Consider the following 17,664-nt stretch of genomic DNA (forward strand, 5'->3'; position numbering starts at 1 on the left):
TGGAAAATATAGTTATATTTGTGCATTCCTTTAATAAAACAACAGATTATGAAACGATTGACATCGAAAGAAGAAGAGATATTAGGCTATTTCTGGGCGAAAGGCCCTCTGTTTGTCCGCGAACTTCTCGACTTGCAGGAGGAACCCAAGCCGCATTATAATACGCTTTCAACCATTGTCCGTACATTGGAGGAAAAAGGATATATCGGTTATAAGGTATTTGGAAATACACATCAGTATTATGCATTAATCTCGGAAGACGAATACCGGAAGAAGACCCTGAAGCAGGTTGTCGATAAGTATTTCGATAATTCCTATACCCGTGTCGTCTCTACTTTGATTGAGGAAGAGGCGTTGACTCTAGACGAATTGCAAGAGTTGATACAACAGATTAAAAATAAGTAAAAACGTAGGTTTATGGGAGCTTTACTTCTGTACATACTGAAATCCACTATTTGCCTGATATTATTTTATTTAGGCTTCAAGGCGTTGCTTAGTAACGATACGTTCTTTCGTTTCAACCGGTGGGTGTTGTTGGTAGGAATCGCTACCTGTATGTTGCTGCCAGCCATAAAGATACAGACTTCCGAACCTTTATTGATACAACAGCCGATCATTCATTTGGAAAAGATGATAGCCGGTGAGGAAACAGTTGTAACTTATCTTTCGGATAATAACCCCGAAGTCAATATGATTCCTGTGGTTACGCCGGCTAAAATGATTGATTGGGGACAAATCATTGCTCTTCTTTATTGGGCAGGATTTATTTTTTGCCTGATGACAACTTTGCTCTCATTCAGAAAGATGTTTGTTTTGATTCGGAGTGGCCGCAAATTACAACAGGGGCGCTATACATTAATATTAGTTCCTTCCTGTGTGTCCCCTTTCAGTTGGGGACGTTATATTATTCTTTCGGAAGAAGATTATGAGAAACATCCTGATGAGATTCTGACGCATGAAATGATGCATTTGAAATCTCATCATTCCATTGACCTGCTTTTTATGGAGTGCATTCTTTGGCTTCACTGGTTCAACCCGGCTATCTGGCTGTTGAAACGGGAGTTGAAGGATATTCATGAATACCAGGCCGATAAAGGAGTACTTACCCAGGGCGTCGATGCAACAAAATATCAACTGTTACTCGTGAAAAAAGCTGTCGGCTCCAGCCTCTACACTCTTGCCAACAGCTTCAACCACAGTAAAATTAAAAAACGTATTACTATGATGTTAAAAGGTAAATCAAACAATTGGGCCCGGTTGAAGCTATTGCTCCTGGTCCCCGTAGGACTTATCGTCCTGAACGCTTTTGCCCGTCCGGAAGTAAACCGGCAGTTGGAAACGCTTGTACAGAGCAAAGATAAGGAAACTCCGCCGGAAGAACAACAGGATATGAAGAGTTTCTTTAAGACGGAATTGGATAGTTATATGAAAAAGGTGGAACCGCAAACTGCGTTTGAACCTGATGAGATTATAGCTTTCATGAAAAAGAATACTGAGCCGAAGGATCTATTTATCAATGCTAAAGGTGATGTGCTGTTGAATAATGATTTTGCAAACTATAAAGAAAAGGAACAGTTCCTGGGCAAGTTGCAGGATTTATTTGAAAAAAGTAAAAAGCCTGTTTCCTTCTATTTCCTTATTGACATAAATACTCCGGAGGAAGCTACTGAGGCCGTTTTACATTTAGTAAAAGAGGCATTTGATAAGCGACAAAAAGTTGTAGGTGCTGATAAAGCCCCCTTCCTTCTGTTTGAGGATGCCAGAAATAATAAGAATTTTCCGAGAAAAGTAAGTATGGCTCAGTCTTCAAAAAAAGGAACAGTATATATTATCCAAAACAAAAAAGTAGTGGGAGTGATAAATGGTGATGTCGCAGACTACAAGCTTCCTGATTTTTCTAAAGATATGGTTACTATCCAACCCGCTGGAAAAGATGTGTCTTCATCTCGATTAAATAGTGTAAAGGATATGATTGAGAAAAATGGTTTCTCATGTCAAATTAATACAAGTGTATTTAAAAATGGAGATGCGCTTCCTCCACCACCACCACCACCAAGTCCGGATGCCTATGTCGCTTTCAATTATAAAAATGGGGGAAAGGAACAAGGACTTATTGTATATGAGCGATATCTTAAGAATACAAATGAGATTGACAAGCGGTTCAACAGTATTTATAATGATGATATTTCATCTGTTACTATTACTGTATATAAGAAAGCACCGGATGGTATGCTTGATGGTGTTGAAAAATATTTGAAAGACAAAATCAAATATGACGTCGAGTACATCGTCAAAAGAGAATGATATTGCTATTGTAAATAGTAGAAGGGTGTCTCAAAAGGACACCCTTCTTCCGTGTTATCCTTAGCAATAAAAACTTAATCGGCTTTATTCGTGTAATGTAGTAAGAATCCCATATCTTTGTATCTTTCTGATTAAAACCAAACCTCTGAATAAAAAGGAGCTGGAATAGATGATATACAAAGTAGGGATCATCATTTTCATTTACCTTTTCGTTGCTTGTTCTTCAGCTGAGCGAAAAGAGGCTGTAACTGTCGGGGAACTTTTCCGGCAGGCTGCTTTCTATGGGGAAAGGTTACAGTATATTCCTGCATTAGATACTTATCAACAGGCTATCAGGCTGGCCGAAAAGGATAAAGACAGCCTTGCTCTTTCTCATGGCTATTTGGAAATGGGAAAAATTTACCGGAATCAATCTTTGAAGCAAAAGGCCCTGCAAAGCGAGAAAAAAGCATTGTCTTATCTCGGAAGTGCAGGCGGTGATTCACTTCGAACGGTGCTTTACCGGGAGATGGGAGATATTTATATGTTGTCCCGAATGTCGGACAGTGCCTTCTTTTATTATCAAATGGGTGATTGCCGGATAAAGCAGGCAAAAGTATTGCAGCAGGGAGGAAAGTATAAGGAGTCGGAGGCATTACTGAAAACTGAATTGGAACAAACAATCCCCCAGGAAGAAAAAGCGGAACTCTTTCTGGCTCTGGCCGATTTGCAAATAAACATGGGTAAATTGGAAGAAGCTGAAACGAATTTAAGTCAGGTACCCTCTTCCCATCCGCATTTATATGCCGCTTTGTCCCGGATTGCCCAATGTCGCGGAGACAGCTTGCAAGCTGATTTTTATCAAAAGAATTATCTCCACAACCTGTCCGTTTTACGACGGCAGCAGGAAGACAATCAAATAACTCAACTTCTCTGGACTTCGGAGCAGAAAGAGTGGGAGAGACGTCTCTCGAATGCTGAAAATACTCAAACAGGGCGGTTGTATCTCTGGAGCGCCCTGTTTATCCTTTGCGGTACAAGTCTCTTGGGGTATTCCCGTTACCGGAAGAAAAAGGCGGCCGTCTCCCTGTCGGAAACAGATTTCCTCTCTTCGGAAGTTTATCAGCGTTTCCACCGGAAAGAAGAATGGAGGGCGGGTAGTAAGGACTGGGAAGAGTTGTTGCAAGCTTTCAACCGGACCTACCCGGAGTTTCGCGAACGGCTGAAAAAGAAAATACCGAAACTGAGTGAACAGGAATGGCGCATATGCTGCCTGATTAAAATGGATGTTCCCCCTTCTACAATGGCTATGTTGCTCTGTTGTACCAATCAGGCTATTTCGATGCGCCGCGTCCGTCTTTACCAGAAAATGACGGGTGAAAAGGGAACGCCGGAACTGTGTGACTCCTTTATTCGTGATTTTTAAGCAGATGTGAACTGATGTGAAACCGTGAAGGAGACTGTTTCTTCTACTTTTGTCAGAAAAAAGCGTATGAAAAAGATGTTATTGAGGCTCATGGCAGCCATGATGGTTTTAACCGGATGCGGGTCGAAGCAATCGGCCGGCGAATTACCGGAGATTGATTTGACGGCAAAAACGTTTTCATCCGATAAGGTTGGAATAGCGGACGAAATAGAATCGATTGAGTATATTCCTCTGGAGTTGACCGATGAATCTCTGATTGCAAACGTATTGGATGCATGTGTTTCCGACGAGTATATCTTTATTTATTCTACCCGGCAGGAAAGCGTTTTGCAGTTTGACCGGAAAGGAAAGTTTGTCCGTCCTATCGCAAAGACAGGGAATGGTCCGGGAGAAGTCGCACAGATTATATCGCTCACCATCGATGAAGAAAACCGCCTTTTTTGTGTTAACGAGTATTTTTCTACCTCGTTCTACTCTTTTGACGGCGAATTTATTAAAAAGATAACGAGTCTGCGTCCTAACTCTTATCAGCTTTCCGTCGGGGCGAATACGATGGCCGAATTAGGCCGGATGTATGTCCCTATGAATATTCCGGGAATGTTCAGCCTTGGAATTTTCAACTGGGCAACGGACGATACGATTGCATTTCGGCGGACGATTGGAAATGTGGATGTAATGCCGCTGGAAGAAGTCAGTTTGAAAGGATGGATATATAATGGCAGCATGGATGGTTGGTTTTGCTATTCGGATGGGATAGATACCGTCTGGAATGTGAATGCAAAAGCAATTTCACCGGCATTTCTTATCAGGCATGGTTATTCTGCTGCCGATGAGGAAGAAATACGTTCCTCTAAAACAGGAAATGCCGCTGTGGATGGTAAATTCAGTATTTTCAATATCTTTGAAACTCCCCGGTCTTATTTTGTCAAATGTTTCAAAGGTTCCGACCAGTCTAATTTCTTTTTGTACAGCCTGAATAAAGAAACCGGAGCCTTGTGTCGTGAGGCTTCTCTTATCGACGCAGACGAATTGTTCGGATACAACAGGGCTTTGACCGGCATCGGTATCCGCAATGAAACGGACGGGGGGCTTCCCATCTGGCCTTTCTTCTCCTTTCCGGCTAAAAAACTGATGATACAATTCAATACGGCAGTAGAAATCGAATATCTCAAAGAGAAATATCCCGACCTCAGGAAACACCCTGTCCTGCAACAGGTAACGGAAGATTCGAATCCGCTCGTTACTATTTATCATTTACGTTGAAAGGCTTAAAAGGTATCGGATGAAACGTATTTATAGATAAGGTTGCTGCCCGGAAGAGCCGCGTAAGCATCGGTCTGGTACATCCTTAAGGGAATCTGTTTCTACATAATGAAACAACTGTTCCATTATGTAGAAACACTTGTTTCATTAGGATGAAACAGTAGCAATGATTGGGTGTTTTAAAGACTGCATGCCGGTAAGAGGCTAAAAGTTAACCGATTTTATTCATGTAATATTAGGAAGAAACCCGTATCTTTGTGGTTTCTAATTTAAAACCAAACAGCTTTGAACGAAAAAGATTTTGAAATAATGGCGCCGGTAGGTTCGTATGAATCGTTGATGGCGGCTATTCAGGGAGGTGCCGACTCTATCTACTTCGGCATTGAGGGACTGAACATGCGTTCGCGTTCTTCCAATAATTTCACGACAGACGATTTGCGCAAGATTGTTTCTATCTGTAAGGAACACGGGATTAAAAGTTATCTGACGGTCAATACAGTTATTTACGGGGAAGACCTGGCTCTGATGCGCGAGATTATCGATGCGGCGAAGGCGGCGGAAGTCTCTGCGATCATTGCGGCGGATGTGGCTGCAATGAGTTATGCGAACCGTATCGGACAGGAGGTGCATCTTTCTACCCAGTTGAATATTTCGAATGTGGAGGCGCTGAAGTTCTATGCCCAGTTTGCCGATGTGGTGGTGCTGGCCCGTGAGTTGAACCTGAAGCAGGTTTCCGAAATCTATCAGCAAATCGTTGAACAGCAGATTACCGGTCCGGGAGGCGAACTGATTCGTATCGAGATGTTTGCACATGGTGCTTTGTGTATGGCTGTCTCCGGCAAATGTTACCTGAGTTTGCACGAGATGAATGCCTCTGCCAACCGCGGGGCCTGCATGCAGATTTGCCGCCGTGGCTATACGGTGAAGGATAAGGACAGCAATATCGAACTGGATATAGAGAACCAGTATATCATGTCGCCCAAAGACCTGAAGACGATTCATTTTATGAACAAGATGATGGATGCAGGCGTCCGGGTATTTAAGATTGAAGGCCGTGCCCGCGGACCGGAATATGTGCGTATCGTAACGGAGTGTTATAAGGAGGCGGTGAAGGCTTATTGCAGCGGAAGTTATGATGAAGAGAAAATCGCTGTTTGGGACGAACGTCTGAAAAGTGTCTTTAACCGTGGTTTCTGGGATGGTTATTATCTGGGGCAGCGCCTGGGTGAATGGAGCAGCAAGTATGGTTCCGGTTCGACTAAAAAGAAAGTCTATGTGGCGAAAGGAATCAAATATTTCAGCGGTATCGGTGTGGCGGAGTTTGAAATGGAATCGGGTTCGCTGAAAGTGGGCGACGAGATTCTGATTACCGGTCCGACAACCGGCGCGGTGATGCAGACCATCGATGAAATACGTGTCGACCTCAAACCGGTGGAAGAGACAGTCAAGGGCGAACGCTTCTCCTTTAAAGTCTCCGATAAAGTACGTCCCTCGGACCGTCTTTATAAAATGGTATCAACGAACGATAAAGAACTGAAATAATGAAAGAGTATATTTTTAAACTGACAGACAAAGTGCGTGACTACGAATGCGACTTGCAGGGCGTAGTGAATAACTCCAACTATCAGCATTATATGGAACATACCCGTCATGAGTTCCTCGAGTCGCTGGGAGAGAATTTCGGTGCCATGCATGATAAGGGAGTGGACGGGTTTGTCTCTCATGTGGAGATCGACTACAAGACCTCTTTGAAGAGTGGCGACAGCTATATCTCCTGCCTGAATGTATATAAGAAAGGCGTAAAGCTGGTCTTTGAACAGGATATCTACAGAGCCTCCGACGGTGCGCTGGCAACTAAGGGGAAAGTCGAATCGGTTGTCGTACAGGACGGCAAGCTGACCCGCGGCGAATATTTTGACGAAATGTTGAAAAGGATACAAGACAAACTATGACAGTATCATGACAGATAAACGGATTTACCAGATTGGCTTAACTATGATAAACGGGGTGGGCGATGTCCTGGCCCGTCAGCTTCTGCAAACCTTCGGCGACGCAGAGGCTGTCTTTGCGGAAAAGAGACAGACATTGGAGAAGATTCCGGGTTTCGGCAGCCTTACCGCTACTGCCGTCAAAAGCCCGGAAGTGCTTCTGCAAGCCGAGAAAGAGTTGACTTTTATTGAAAAGAACCAGATAAGCTGTTATTTCCTGACAGATGAGAGTTACCCCAAACGTTTGAAAGAGTGCTCCGACGCTCCTGTACTACTCTATTTTAAAGGGAAGACCGACTTGAATAGTACACATATTGTCAGTATTGTCGGGACGCGCCACATAACAGAATATGGCAGGACGATGACGGAAGAGTTGATACATGCCTTGTCGGCCTCTTATCCGGATTTGCTGGTCGTGAGCGGACTGGCTTATGGCGTCGATATCTGTGCCCACCGGAGTGCCCTGAAGTATGGACTGCCGACTGTAGCTGTGCTGGCTCATGGTCTGGACCGCATCTATCCTTCCTCACATCGCTCCGTAGCTGTTGAAATGTTGTCTCATGGCGGATTGTTGTCCGATTTCCCCAGTGGAACGGAACCGGATAAGCCGAACTTTGTCCGGCGTAACCGGATTGTTGCCGGATTGGCGGAAGCAACGATTGTAATGGAATCGGCAGAAAAAGGAGGCTCGCTTATTACGGCTGACCTTGCTTTTTCCTATGGGCATGACGTCTATGCATTCCCCGGACGGGTAAACGATTATTATTCCAAAGGATGCAACGCATTAATCCGGCAGAATAAGGCGGGTTTGATAACATCGGCTTCCGATTTGGTGTCGGCACTTTGTTGGGACGTGAATAAAACGCCTTCGCCTGCCCCTGTCCAGGCTGAATTATTTTTCGAAGAAGACGACCGTGCAGGAACAGTCATAAAACTTCTTCGCGAAAAGGGAGAAATACATATCGACCAACTGGCAACGGAACTGAATCTGCCTGTCCGCGAACTCTCTTCCCTACTATTTGAACTGGAAATGAACGGACGGATTAAGGCGCTGCCGGGAAATATCTATAAACTTCTGACATGATATGATAACGTCCTTTGAATAAAAACAACGGTTCGGTTATTTTGTTTTAGAGATGTAGATAGTTTCTTTTGTGTAAACAGGAAGTATCTTTATCTTTGTCAAAAGCATTTATTATGGAATTGCGAACAGCGAATGTAGTCAGATATATTATGCCTCTCCGGGAGGGAGGTTCGTTGCCGGCTTTGGCAGAAGCCGACGATGAATATAAATATGTCGTAAAGTTCCGGGGAGCCGGTCATGGGACCAAGGCCCTGATAGCCGAATTGATTGGCGGTGAAATAGCGCGGGCATTGGGTTTCCGTGTGCCTGAACTGGTCTTTCTTAATCTCGATGAGGCCTTTGGTCGTACCGAAGGGGATGAGGAGATACAGGATTTATTGCAGGCAAGCCGTGGGTTGAACCTGGGATTGCATTTCCTGTCGGGTGCCCTGACATTTGACCCGGTAATCAATAAGGTCGGAGAAAAACTCGCTTCTCAAATAGTCTGGCTGGATGCCCTCCTGACGAATGTGGACCGTACGACCCGCAATACCAATATGCTGATGTGGCATAAGGAATTATGGCTGATTGACCATGGTGCGTCACTCTATTTCCATTATTCATGGTCGAACTGGCGCAAACATGCTTTAAGCCCGTTTATCCAGATTAAAGACCATGCCCTGTTGCCGGAAGCCGGTAAGTTGGAGGAAACGGATGCCGAATTTAAACGTATTCTTACTCCGGATAAAATCCGTGAAATTGTTTCTCTGGTTCCGGACGACTGGTTGCAGTGGAACGAAAGTCCCGGTACGCCGCAGGAAATAAGAGACGTTTATATTGAATTCCTGACAGAAAGGATTGCCCATTCCGAAACATTTATAAAAGAAGCGCAGCATGCAAGGAAAGCACTTATATGAATACGCCGTTATCCGTTTTGTTCCCCGGGTGGAACGGGAGGAGTTTATTAATGTGGGTATTATCATGTTCTCTAAACGGGCCCGGTTTATAAAGGCGCGTTATCAGGTGGATGAAAAGAAGCTCTGTCTGTTCTCTTCCGAACTGGATATGGATTCGCTCTATGCCAGCCTGAAAGTATTCGACCGCATCTGCTCCGGCACCGCCGACGGTGGCCCGATAGCCTCTATGGATATTCCCGAGCGTTTCCGTTGGCTGACGGCTGTGCGCAGTTCTTCCATTCAGACTTCGCGTCCGCATCCCGGCTTTTCGACTGACCTGGAGGTTACGTTTGAAAAGTTGTTTGCGGAGTTGGTTCTGTAAACCGGCGAATACGTTTTCCCGGAGTGAAAATGCTCTCTTTAATTGTTAATTTTAGCAGTTTTTGCCAGTATTGTATATAGTTTTATCTTAGCTAACACTTTTTGGCGAAAGATGCTTGGAGGCTTAACATATATTGTCTGTAAAAAGCTTGACAAACGCTTGCTACAGGTGTATCTTTGTACTGTGGTTTTTTCATAATAGTATTAGATTTAAGGTTAACAAAGTTTGATTAGGGCTTGTCGTGAGACAGGCTTTAATTGTTTATAGAGGTTTGCTAAAAATTGAAATGGTCCGGGTCTGCACCCAGTCTCAGATTCTTATTAAGAGCACTTATCCGGGTCATATCTTCGTCTGTCAGTTCGAAATCCGTACATTTCAGATTCTCTGTCAATCTCTCTTTATGGATGGATTTGGGGATGACTATCACTCCACGTTCCAGATTCCAGCCTAAAACGACCTGTGCAGGAGTCAGTCCGCGCTTTTTAGCAATCTCGGTAATGACAGGGTTTGTCAGAATGTCTGATTTGCCGGCTCCCAATGGTCCCCATGCTTCCGGACGGATATTCCTTTCCAGGCAATATTGGATAGTTGCCGCCTGGGAAAGGTAGGGGTAACATTCTATCTGGTTGACTGCTGGTATGATTTCTGCTTCTTCGAGCAAATCGGCTAAATGATGTGTCTGATAATTGCTGACTCCGATTGCTTTTGCTTTTCCGCTTTTATACACTGCTTCCATCTTTTTCCAGACACTGACGTAAGTCTCTTTTACCGGCCAGTGCACAAGATAGAGGTTTACATAATCCATGCCCAATCTTTTCAGGCTGGCTTCGATCGCTTCTTCTACTTTTCCCGACCGCTGGTCGTCATTCCATAACTTAGTAGTCAGGAATATCTCTTCCCGTGGGATACCTGAGTCCCGGATTGCCTTGCCGACAGCTTCTTCATTTCCATAAATCATGGCTGTGTCTACATGTCTGTATCCGACAGATAAAGCTGTTTTTACTGTTTCATATGCAATGTTTGCATCTTCAACCCTGAATACACCGACTCCGATGGAAGGGATTTTTGTTCCGTTGTTTAAAATAACTTCTTTCATTTGATCTTTTGTTTTTTATTCCCTGTATATAAAACAGATAAGTGATGGCTTTGTTTGCCGGGAAAAGGAAGGATTGTTTTTACTATGAATATTCCTGTTATGTGAGTTTTATTGGTTACTTTTGTAAACAGTCAGTAACTCAGTTATTTATAAAATCGATTATAAATGATATCTATCTTTACTTATATATTTATTGTTATAGCAGGAATTATTCTTTTAGTTTTTATTGCCGGCCTTCTTTTGCCGGATGAAAGAACTGCAACCAGTGAATGCTTTTATAATGCTTCACCCGAGAAGGTGTATAATGCACTCATCAATAATGCTGATTACGGTTATCGCAGTGATCTGGAAGAGATCGTTATTGTGGAAGAGAAAGACGGTATAGAAGTCTGGGATGAAATAGCGAAGAACGGCTCTGTTATCCGGTTCAGGACAGCCCGTAAAGTACCTCATTCCTTATATGAATTTGAAATTGTGAAAGGAAACGGATTCACCGGGTACTGGAAAGGCGAACTGAAAGTAACCAGTACGGGAGGAACTCATTTTACATCGACGGAAATTATCCGGATGAAGAATCCTTTTCTGAAAGTCGTTTCCCGCCTTTTCTTTGATCTGGAAAAGTTTATGCATACTTATCAGAATGACCTGCGCGTGAAACTTAGTGAAGATATAGCCTGAAAAAAGGGAGTCTTAATCGACTCCCAGGAATTTGAACGGTTTAGCTTCAACAAATTGCTCTGCCGTGTTGCCGGCATAGGTTTTACCGCTAACCAGGTCAAGCATCTTCACCGGTGCTTTTTCTGAAAAATCCACATCTTGTAAATTTACCCAGAATACATTAGGCTGGATGGTCGATTCAAAGAAATAAACTTTATTCTTTTGGTCGGAAACGGTTCTCCATCTTGTCGATGAGATATTCGGTTCGTTAGGTGTTGTGATACCTAATGGTACTGACGTGTTACGGATTACGCTGAATACACTGGCAACGGCCGTACGGGTATCCGCCACTTTCGGAATAGCATTAATATAGAAAGAGGCTCTGACAAAACGGTCGGCAGCACGGTTGGTTCCTGGTAGGAATGTTGTTCCCCCGATATTTTTCCAGTAATCATTCAAGGCCAGTTGCTGGTCGAAAACCGGGGAGTTGGTCATTACCTGGTATGATTTGTCGTGGTGGATTTTCAATTCTCCGCCGATATATTCAAAGATCGCATTGTCACCGTCGGCATCCGAGATGGAAAGATGTAATGTTGCCATGCGGGTTCCGTCGGGCATCATGTCCGATACAACTTCGAAGGTGCCTTTTTCAACATAGGAAACTGCTTCATCGACTGTGGCGAAATTATCCAGTATATATTGAACCCAGGCGGCAATGGACAGTCCCGGTTTTTTGCCATCCCACTGCGGGTATTCCGACTCTGCCAGCCAGAGCAGATTGGCGACCAGTCCCTTTTCGTTCATCCCGTCCGTACTGCAAATATCGTAGGCGGAAGCAACTACACTTCCATATTTGGAAGTCCATTCAAGCGGATTCTTTCCTATTTCTCCATTACGCTTCATACCTCGCGGAAATATCCACAGGTTGCTGCGGGTATCTTCTTTCCAGTCCATCGACCGGGCGGTCAGAACTGTATTGTCTTTTCCCTGATAAACAACTCTGGTGCAGGCTTCTGTGGTATTTAACTGAGTGCCCGCTGTAATGGCAGCTAGCGCTATTCCCCATTTCTGTATACGTCTCATAATCTTATCGTTTTACTTCATATATAAACGATGAAGAGGTTGTAATGTTTAAGTAATCTGACTCTTTTTACGCTGTAGAAGAGTGGATTTAAGGAATTGGTCAGAAATCGCTTATTCCGGTCAATATCAGCAATGCCGGTAAATAATCTTTCAGCCGGCTACGGAATAGTTTCAGTGCTTTCGAAATATGGAATTCTACTGTTTTGATACTGACTTCCAGTTCAGCTGCAATTTCCCGGTTGGTTTTGCTTTCATACCGGCTTTTAAAGAAAATCGCGCGGGTTTGTTCCGGCAGTTCGTTTAATGTTTTTCGGATGATCTCTTTGACTTCGACCGTGAAGAGGTCTGACGGGTCGCACGACTCCAGGGACGAGATACGAAAATTCAGTTCCCGTTGCCGGTGGTCATATAATTGGTCTTCCACATCTGTACGGATGGTCTGGTGGCGTAAGTGGTTGAGTGACTTGTTTTTTACAGTTGTTAATATGTATCCGGGAATATTGGTGTCGGCTGGCAGTTCTTTTCTTTTTTCCCAGTATTGGATGATTGCCTCCATGTAAATATCCTCTGCGGCGGCCATATCCCTTACATATGAATTGGCAAACAGAATGAACGGCTCTTTGAATTGACCGAAGAGCGTTGAAAATAGTGAAGATTCCGTTTGTTGTTCTCCCATAACAGATGCAAAAGTAATAAAAAAGTGCCTTCTGATGACGTTTGTGTAGTTAAAAGCATTACTTTTGTAGCTTGTAATTAGTTGAAAACGAAAAAGAATGGATAAAGTAAGTTACGCACTTGGCTTAAGTATCGGAAATAATTTCCAGAACTCGGGCATTAATGATCTTCAGATTGAAGACTTTGTGAAAGGATTGAAAGATATTTTAGGTGGTCAGACCCCGGAAATCAGTTATGACGAAGCTAAGCAGGTGATCAACGATTACTTCATGAAGCTGCAAAAAGAAAAATTTGAAATAAATAAGAAAGCCGGAGAGGAATTCCTGAATATCAATAAAGGAAAAGCAGGTGTAGTTACCCTGCCCAGCGGATTGCAATATCAGGTACTTCAGAAAGGTGAAGGTCCTAAACCGACTGCTTCTGACAAGGTGAAATGTCATTATCACGGAACATTAATCAACGGAACAGTGTTTGATAGTTCGGTACAGCGTGGTGAACCGGCTGTATTCGGTGTATCACAGGTAATCCCGGGATGGGTGGAAGCATTGCAGTTAATGCCGGTAGGATCTAAATGGAGATTATTTATCCCGTCAGACCTGGCTTATGGCGAACATGGAGCGGGTGAAGCTATCGAACCGAACAGTGCATTGGTTTTTGATGTTGAATTGTTAGATATAGTAAAATAATTTATAGAGAAAAATGAAAAAGATTAATGTTTTAGCTGCTACAGCGATTGTAGCTTTAGGCATTGCTGCCACTTCTTGTGATTCTAAGCCTAGTGCAAATTTGAAATCGGCAGTAGATAGCGCAAGTTATGCTATCGGTGTTTCTACCGGTGCCGGTTATAAAGAAAATTTGAAAACATTACCTGGTGGCGAAGCCAATATCGATGCACTGATCGCAGGTTTTGTTCAGGCTATTAAAGGCGATTCTACAAAGATGACTCCGGAACAGGCTCAGACTTATCTGAACACTTATTTCGTAGAAGCTCAGGCTAGAGAGTCTCAGCAGGCTAAGGAAGAAGGTGAAAAGTTCCTGGCTGAAAACAAAACGAAAGACGGCGTTATCACAACTGAAAGCGGCTTGCAATATAAAGTAGAAAAAGAAGGTACTGGTGCAAAACCGGCAAAAGAAGATAATGTGAAAGTACATTATACAGGAACTCTGTTGGACGGATCTGAATTCGATAGCTCTGTTAGCCGTGGCGAACCTGCTGAATTCAGAGTTGATCGTGTAATCCCGGGATGGACTGAAATCCTGCAGATTATGCCGGTCGGATCTAAATATATAGTTTGGGTTCCTTCTGAACTGGGTTATGGTCCTCAGCCTCCTCGTGGAAGCAGCATCAAACCGAACAGTCTTCTGAAATTCGAAATCGAGTTACTGGATATCGTTAAAGACGATCAGAAAAAGTAATATCTCATTTTGTAGATAAAGAGGCGGGTAAATTATGCTAAAAAGCATTATTTGCCCGCTTTTATTATTTATTTGCTACTTTTTTCTTTCAGAATGATAGATTGTTGAAAATAATTATATACTTTTGATATATAAATAAAAAGAGCGTATAATAAAGCGATAGTAGAAATGGAGAAAATAGACAAACTGGACCGGCAGATATTGAACATTATTTCAAAGAATGCCAGGATTCCTTTCAAGGATGTAGCTGAAGAGTGTGGTGTGTCGCGTGCAGCCATCCATCAACGGGTACAGCGCATGATTGATATGAATGTGATCGTTGGGTCGGGTTATCATATTAATCCTAAGATTCTGGGATATAATACTTGTACATATATCGGTGTGAAACTGGAACGGGGTTCTATGTATAAAGACGTAGTGCCTGAGTTTGAGAAGATACCCGAAGTGGTTGAGTGTCATTTTACAACAGGTCCTTATACAATGCTGATTAAGTTATATGCCCGTGATAATGAACATCTGATGGAATTGCTGAATACAAAGATTCAGGAGATACCGGGGGTTACTGCTACAGAGACTTTGATTTCTTTACGTCAAAGTGTTAAGCGTGAAATTCCTATCTGTAACGTAAACGAATAAATTAGTTTAAAAAATAATGGCCCGGCCTCTTGATGAGTTGCCGGGCTTTTTTATATCCAAGGCAATTACTACTTTTGTAGAGTTGAGTTATATGATCCCATGAAAAAATATATAGGACTGTTTGTTTTGTTATGCTGTTTTTCTTCGTGGCTTACTGCCGGAGAAAGTTACTGTTTTCGTGTCTATTTGAAAGATAAAGGCGATTCCGGCTTTACCGTAGAAGAACCGGAGGCTTTCCTGTCGAAAGAATCCATTCAGCGGCGTAAAAAGGCGGGAACGCCGGTCACCGCTTCCGATCTTCCCATTGCGCATGCTTATCTGGATACATTGGTCGCTACCGGCGCTGAACCGGTGGTGCAGAGTAAATGGCTTTCTACCGTAGTCGTGACCAGTAAAGACAGCACAGTTGCCGACCGTCTGAAAAACCTGACGATGGTCGACTCTGTAAAGTGGGTATGGAAAGGGCATGATGTGACTCCGGCCCAGGAAGATGATCAGGAGATCCGTCTTTCTCCTTCTGATGCTCCTTTGAAAGAGAAATACGGATATGCTGAAAGGCAGATCAAAATGTTGAATGGAATCAAACTGCATGATGCCGGATTCCGTGGGGAAGGGATGCGTGTGGCAGTGATAGATGCCGGCTTCCAGAATGTAGACCGTATCTGCGTTTTCGATTCTCTGCAATTGATCGGGACGCATAATGTGATTTATCCGGGCCGCAGTGTGTATGAAGCAGACGACCATGGGACAAAGGTTCTGTCTTGTATGGCTGCCAATATGCCCGGGATCATGGTCGGGACAGCTCCCAAGGCATCTTATTTGCTTATAAAAAGCGAGGACAGCGATTCCGAATACCCGATAGAAGAAGACTATTGGGCGGCGGCTGTTGAATATGCCGATAGTGTAGGAGTCGATGTGATCTCCTCCTCATTAGGTTATTTCGCTTTTGATGCAGATGAATTATCTTACGATCAGTCCGCCTTGGACGGAAAAAGTTCTTTGATCAGCCAGGCGGCACATATCGCAGCGCAAAAGGGGATCCTGATGTTTTGCAGTGCCGGAAATGAAGGAAACGGCAGTTGGGGGAAAATTACTTTCCCTTCCGATGCATCGGATATTCTGACGGTTGGGTCTATTACGGAAGATAAAAAGAAAAGTATTTTCAGTTCGGTAGGATTTACTGCCGATTACCGGGTGAAACCGGATGTAGTGGCATTAGGGTCGGGCAGTTGTGTGATCGATCCACAAGGAAATGTACGCTATGCCAGCGGAACATCTTTTGCAACTCCCATATTGGCGGGATTGGGTGTCTGTCTGTGGCAGGCGTTGCCGGAGTTGAGCAATAAGGAGGTCATTGCTTTATTACAGCAGGTTTCCAGCCAGTTCAAACAGCCCGATGCCGAACTGGGGTATGGTATCCCGAATATATATAAAGCCTATAAGAAAGGAATGCAGTATGCCAGGACTGAACATTAATCCGGAATATATGGGCGAAGAACGCAGGGAACTGTCTTTGCTGGAATTGAATAACCTGGTGCGCGGTGCGGTCAGTGAGGCTTTCCCCGGCACTTGCTGGGTTCGTGCGGAGATGAGTGATGTGCGGACGAATGCTTCTTCCGGGCATTGCTATCTGGAGTTTATTGAAAAAAATCCTATAACCGGGCAATTGGTTGCCAGGGCACGCGGCTCGATATGGGCTAAAACGTTCCGGATGCTGAAGCCTTACTTTGAGATGGAGACGGGGCAGATGTTTGCTTCCGGACTGAAGGTGCTGGTGAAAGTATCGGTCGAATTTCATGAACTGTACGGATACAGCCTGACGGTGCTGGATATCGATCCTGCCTATACATTGGGGGATATGCTGAGAAAGCGGATGGAGATTATCCGCCAGTTGAAAGAAGAGGGTGTATTTACATTGAATAAAGAATTACCGTTCCCTGTCCTGCCTAAACGTATTGCTGTTATTACTTCCCCGACGGCTGCCGGGTATGAGGATTTCCTGAATCAGCTGGCAAATAATAAAGCGGGCTATCCGTTTTATCCGAAGTTATTTCCCGCCCTGATGCAGGGGGAGAGAACGGAAGAGTCTGTCATCGCAGCGCTGGACCGTATTTACCATCATATCGATTGTTTCGACGTGGTGGTCATTATCCGCGGCGGTGGTTCAACTTCCGATCTGAATAGTTTCGACTCCTATCTGCTGGCGGCAAATTGTGCCCAGTTCCCGTTGCCGGTGATAACGGGTATCGGCCATGAGCGCGATGATACCATTCTGGATATGGTGGCACATACGCGGATGAAAACACCGACTGCCGTAGCCGAATTTCTGATCGGCCGTATGGATGCAGCGGCGGAAGAACTGGAAGACCTTCAGCAGGAGGTGAGCGAACTGGCAAGCACGATCTTATTGAAACAAAAAAACTTCCTGCAATTGCTGGGGGCACGTTTACCAGTGATTGTCACGAACAGGATCGAGCGTAACCGTTCTTTCCTGCAAATGGCAGGCAATAAACTTCCGGCTTCTGCTTCGGCCATGTTGCTCCGCCGGCGTTCAACGCTTGAAAGCCTGCAAATGCAGTTGCAGAACCGTGCTGCTTCGCGTCTGGCGGAAGGCACGCGGTTTATCCAGTTGACGGAGCAGTTCATTAAAATGGCATCTCCCGATTATGTATTGAAGCGTGGTTATAGCTTGTCCCTGAAAGACGGCAAAATCATCAAACATGCAACCGATCTGAATCCCGGCGATGAACTGGTGACCCGGTTTGCGGATGGGGATGTGAAGAGTATCGTTAAAAAATAA

At 44.1% G+C, this 17,664-nt stretch carries 18 protein-coding genes; 15 read left to right on the top strand and 3 right to left on the bottom strand.

Annotation, left to right across the window (positions count from 1 at the left end):
- Positions 1 to 48 precede the first annotated feature (48 nt).
- The 9 genes from C825_RS03845 (at position 49) to C825_RS03885 (ending at position 9,301) form a co-directional block, all read left to right on the top strand.
- Positions 49 to 405, top strand: a complete 357-nt coding sequence (locus C825_RS03845; RefSeq protein ID WP_010801464.1) for a BlaI/MecI/CopY family transcriptional regulator — start codon at positions 49 to 51, stop codon at positions 403 to 405.
- Positions 406 to 417: 12 nt separating this feature from the next.
- Positions 418 to 2,304: a M56 family metallopeptidase gene (locus tag C825_RS03850; protein ID WP_010801465.1), complete on the top strand. Its 1,887-nt coding sequence runs from the start codon at positions 418 to 420 to the stop codon at positions 2,302 to 2,304.
- A 169-nt stretch (positions 2,305 to 2,473) separates the two neighbouring features.
- Positions 2,474 to 3,709, top strand: coding sequence for a tetratricopeptide repeat protein (locus C825_RS03855; RefSeq protein ID WP_010801466.1), 1,236 nt, complete (start codon positions 2,474 to 2,476; stop codon positions 3,707 to 3,709).
- A 66-nt stretch (positions 3,710 to 3,775) separates the two neighbouring features.
- Complete coding sequence (locus tag C825_RS03860) at positions 3,776 to 4,972, top strand: DUF4934 domain-containing protein (RefSeq protein WP_010801467.1); 1,197 nt, start codon at positions 3,776 to 3,778, stop codon at positions 4,970 to 4,972.
- A 285-nt stretch (positions 4,973 to 5,257) separates the two neighbouring features.
- Positions 5,258 to 6,514, top strand: a complete 1,257-nt coding sequence (locus tag C825_RS03865; RefSeq protein ID WP_044215189.1) for a peptidase U32 family protein — start codon at positions 5,258 to 5,260, stop codon at positions 6,512 to 6,514.
- A complete protein-coding gene (locus C825_RS03870; RefSeq protein WP_007655786.1) occupies positions 6,514 to 6,924 on the top strand; it encodes an acyl-CoA thioesterase in 411 nt (136 codons plus the stop codon). The genes C825_RS03865 and C825_RS03870 overlap by 1 nt, the downstream gene beginning before the upstream one ends.
- Positions 6,925 to 6,931: 7 nt before the next feature.
- Entirely contained in the window at positions 6,932 to 8,044 is a 1,113-nt protein-coding gene (gene dprA / locus C825_RS03875) for a DNA-processing protein DprA (protein WP_010801468.1), read from the top strand.
- A gap of 113 nt (positions 8,045 to 8,157) precedes the next feature.
- Positions 8,158 to 8,940 (top strand): HipA family kinase, encoded by a 783-nt coding sequence (locus C825_RS03880; RefSeq protein WP_010801469.1) that lies wholly within the window; start codon positions 8,158 to 8,160, stop codon positions 8,938 to 8,940.
- Positions 8,918 to 9,301: a DUF3037 domain-containing protein gene (locus C825_RS03885; RefSeq protein WP_010801470.1), complete on the top strand. Its 384-nt coding sequence runs from the start codon at positions 8,918 to 8,920 to the stop codon at positions 9,299 to 9,301. Before C825_RS03880 ends, C825_RS03885 begins: the two co-directional genes overlap by 23 nt.
- 274 nt (positions 9,302 to 9,575) lie before the next feature.
- On the opposite strand, the gene C825_RS03890 is transcribed toward C825_RS03885, so the two are convergent.
- Positions 9,576 to 10,397, bottom strand: a complete 822-nt coding sequence (locus tag C825_RS03890; RefSeq protein ID WP_010801471.1) for an aldo/keto reductase — start codon at positions 10,395 to 10,397, stop codon at positions 9,576 to 9,578.
- Positions 10,398 to 10,562: 165 nt separating this feature from the next.
- Between C825_RS03890 and C825_RS03895 the strand changes: the two genes are divergently transcribed.
- Positions 10,563 to 11,075 carry a hypothetical protein gene (locus tag C825_RS03895; RefSeq protein WP_010801472.1) on the top strand — a complete coding sequence of 171 codons (513 nt, stop codon included), beginning with the start codon at positions 10,563 to 10,565 and terminating at the stop codon, positions 11,073 to 11,075.
- A gap of 12 nt (positions 11,076 to 11,087) precedes the next feature.
- On the opposite strand, the gene C825_RS03900 is transcribed toward C825_RS03895, so the two are convergent.
- Positions 11,088 to 12,137 carry a linear amide C-N hydrolase gene (locus C825_RS03900; RefSeq protein ID WP_010801473.1) on the bottom strand — a complete coding sequence of 350 codons (1,050 nt, stop codon included), beginning with the start codon at positions 12,135 to 12,137 and terminating at the stop codon, positions 11,088 to 11,090.
- Positions 12,138 to 12,237: 100 nt separating this feature from the next.
- Positions 12,238 to 12,813: an RNA polymerase sigma-70 factor gene (locus C825_RS03905; protein WP_081615924.1), complete on the bottom strand. Its 576-nt coding sequence runs from the start codon at positions 12,811 to 12,813 to the stop codon at positions 12,238 to 12,240.
- Positions 12,814 to 12,910: 97 nt separating this feature from the next.
- Between C825_RS03905 and bamJ (C825_RS03910) the strand changes: the two genes are divergently transcribed.
- The 5 genes from bamJ (C825_RS03910) to xseA all read left to right on the top strand — a co-directional run bounded on the left by bamJ (C825_RS03910) (position 12,911) and on the right by xseA (position 17,664).
- The gene (gene bamJ / locus C825_RS03910; RefSeq protein WP_007655777.1) at positions 12,911 to 13,498 is read left to right on the top strand and encodes a BamJ family beta-barrel-assembly machinery protein; all 588 of its coding nucleotides are present in this window, start codon (positions 12,911 to 12,913) and stop codon (positions 13,496 to 13,498) included.
- Positions 13,499 to 13,511: 13 nt separating this feature from the next.
- Positions 13,512 to 14,228: a BamJ family beta-barrel-assembly machinery protein gene (gene bamJ, locus C825_RS03915; RefSeq protein ID WP_007655776.1), complete on the top strand. Its 717-nt coding sequence runs from the start codon at positions 13,512 to 13,514 to the stop codon at positions 14,226 to 14,228.
- A gap of 168 nt (positions 14,229 to 14,396) precedes the next feature.
- Positions 14,397 to 14,864, top strand: a complete 468-nt coding sequence (locus C825_RS03920) for an Lrp/AsnC family transcriptional regulator (protein ID WP_007655775.1) — start codon at positions 14,397 to 14,399, stop codon at positions 14,862 to 14,864.
- A 99-nt stretch (positions 14,865 to 14,963) separates the two neighbouring features.
- Positions 14,964 to 16,340: a S8 family peptidase gene (locus C825_RS03925; protein ID WP_010801475.1), complete on the top strand. Its 1,377-nt coding sequence runs from the start codon at positions 14,964 to 14,966 to the stop codon at positions 16,338 to 16,340.
- Positions 16,321 to 17,664 (top strand): exodeoxyribonuclease VII large subunit, encoded by a 1,344-nt coding sequence (gene xseA / locus C825_RS03930; RefSeq protein WP_010801476.1) that lies wholly within the window; start codon positions 16,321 to 16,323, stop codon positions 17,662 to 17,664. The genes C825_RS03925 and xseA overlap by 20 nt, the downstream gene beginning before the upstream one ends.

The organism is Parabacteroides sp. ASF519 (assembly GCF_000364265.2).
Lineage (GTDB): Bacteria > Bacteroidota > Bacteroidia > Bacteroidales > Tannerellaceae > Parabacteroides > Parabacteroides goldsteinii.

Bases quoted from the DNA above. Each gene is read 5' to 3' on its own strand.
- C825_RS03845 (WP_010801464.1), top strand. From the start codon at position 49: ATGAAACGATTGACATCGAAAGAAGAAGAGATATTAGGCTATTTCTGG.
- C825_RS03850 (WP_010801465.1), top strand. From the start codon at position 418: ATGGGAGCTTTACTTCTGTACATACTGAAATCCACTATTTGCCTGATA.
- C825_RS03855 (WP_010801466.1), top strand. From the start codon at position 2,474: ATGATATACAAAGTAGGGATCATCATTTTCATTTACCTTTTCGTTGCT.
- C825_RS03860 (WP_010801467.1), top strand. From the start codon at position 3,776: ATGAAAAAGATGTTATTGAGGCTCATGGCAGCCATGATGGTTTTAACC.
- C825_RS03870 (WP_007655786.1), top strand. From the start codon at position 6,514: ATGAAAGAGTATATTTTTAAACTGACAGACAAAGTGCGTGACTACGAA.
- dprA (WP_010801468.1), top strand. From the start codon at position 6,932: ATGACAGATAAACGGATTTACCAGATTGGCTTAACTATGATAAACGGG.
- C825_RS03880 (WP_010801469.1), top strand. From the start codon at position 8,158: ATGGAATTGCGAACAGCGAATGTAGTCAGATATATTATGCCTCTCCGG.
- C825_RS03885 (WP_010801470.1), top strand. From the start codon at position 8,918: ATGCAAGGAAAGCACTTATATGAATACGCCGTTATCCGTTTTGTTCCC.
- C825_RS03890 (WP_010801471.1), bottom strand. From the start codon at position 10,397: ATGAAAGAAGTTATTTTAAACAACGGAACAAAAATCCCTTCCATCGGA.
- C825_RS03895 (WP_010801472.1), top strand. From the start codon at position 10,563: ATGATATCTATCTTTACTTATATATTTATTGTTATAGCAGGAATTATT.
- C825_RS03900 (WP_010801473.1), bottom strand. From the start codon at position 12,137: ATGAGACGTATACAGAAATGGGGAATAGCGCTAGCTGCCATTACAGCG.
- C825_RS03905 (WP_081615924.1), bottom strand. From the start codon at position 12,813: ATGGGAGAACAACAAACGGAATCTTCACTATTTTCAACGCTCTTCGGT.
- bamJ (WP_007655777.1), top strand. From the start codon at position 12,911: ATGGATAAAGTAAGTTACGCACTTGGCTTAAGTATCGGAAATAATTTC.
- bamJ (WP_007655776.1), top strand. From the start codon at position 13,512: ATGAAAAAGATTAATGTTTTAGCTGCTACAGCGATTGTAGCTTTAGGC.
- C825_RS03920 (WP_007655775.1), top strand. From the start codon at position 14,397: ATGGAGAAAATAGACAAACTGGACCGGCAGATATTGAACATTATTTCA.
- C825_RS03925 (WP_010801475.1), top strand. From the start codon at position 14,964: ATGAAAAAATATATAGGACTGTTTGTTTTGTTATGCTGTTTTTCTTCG.
- xseA (WP_010801476.1), top strand. From the start codon at position 16,321: ATGCCAGGACTGAACATTAATCCGGAATATATGGGCGAAGAACGCAGG.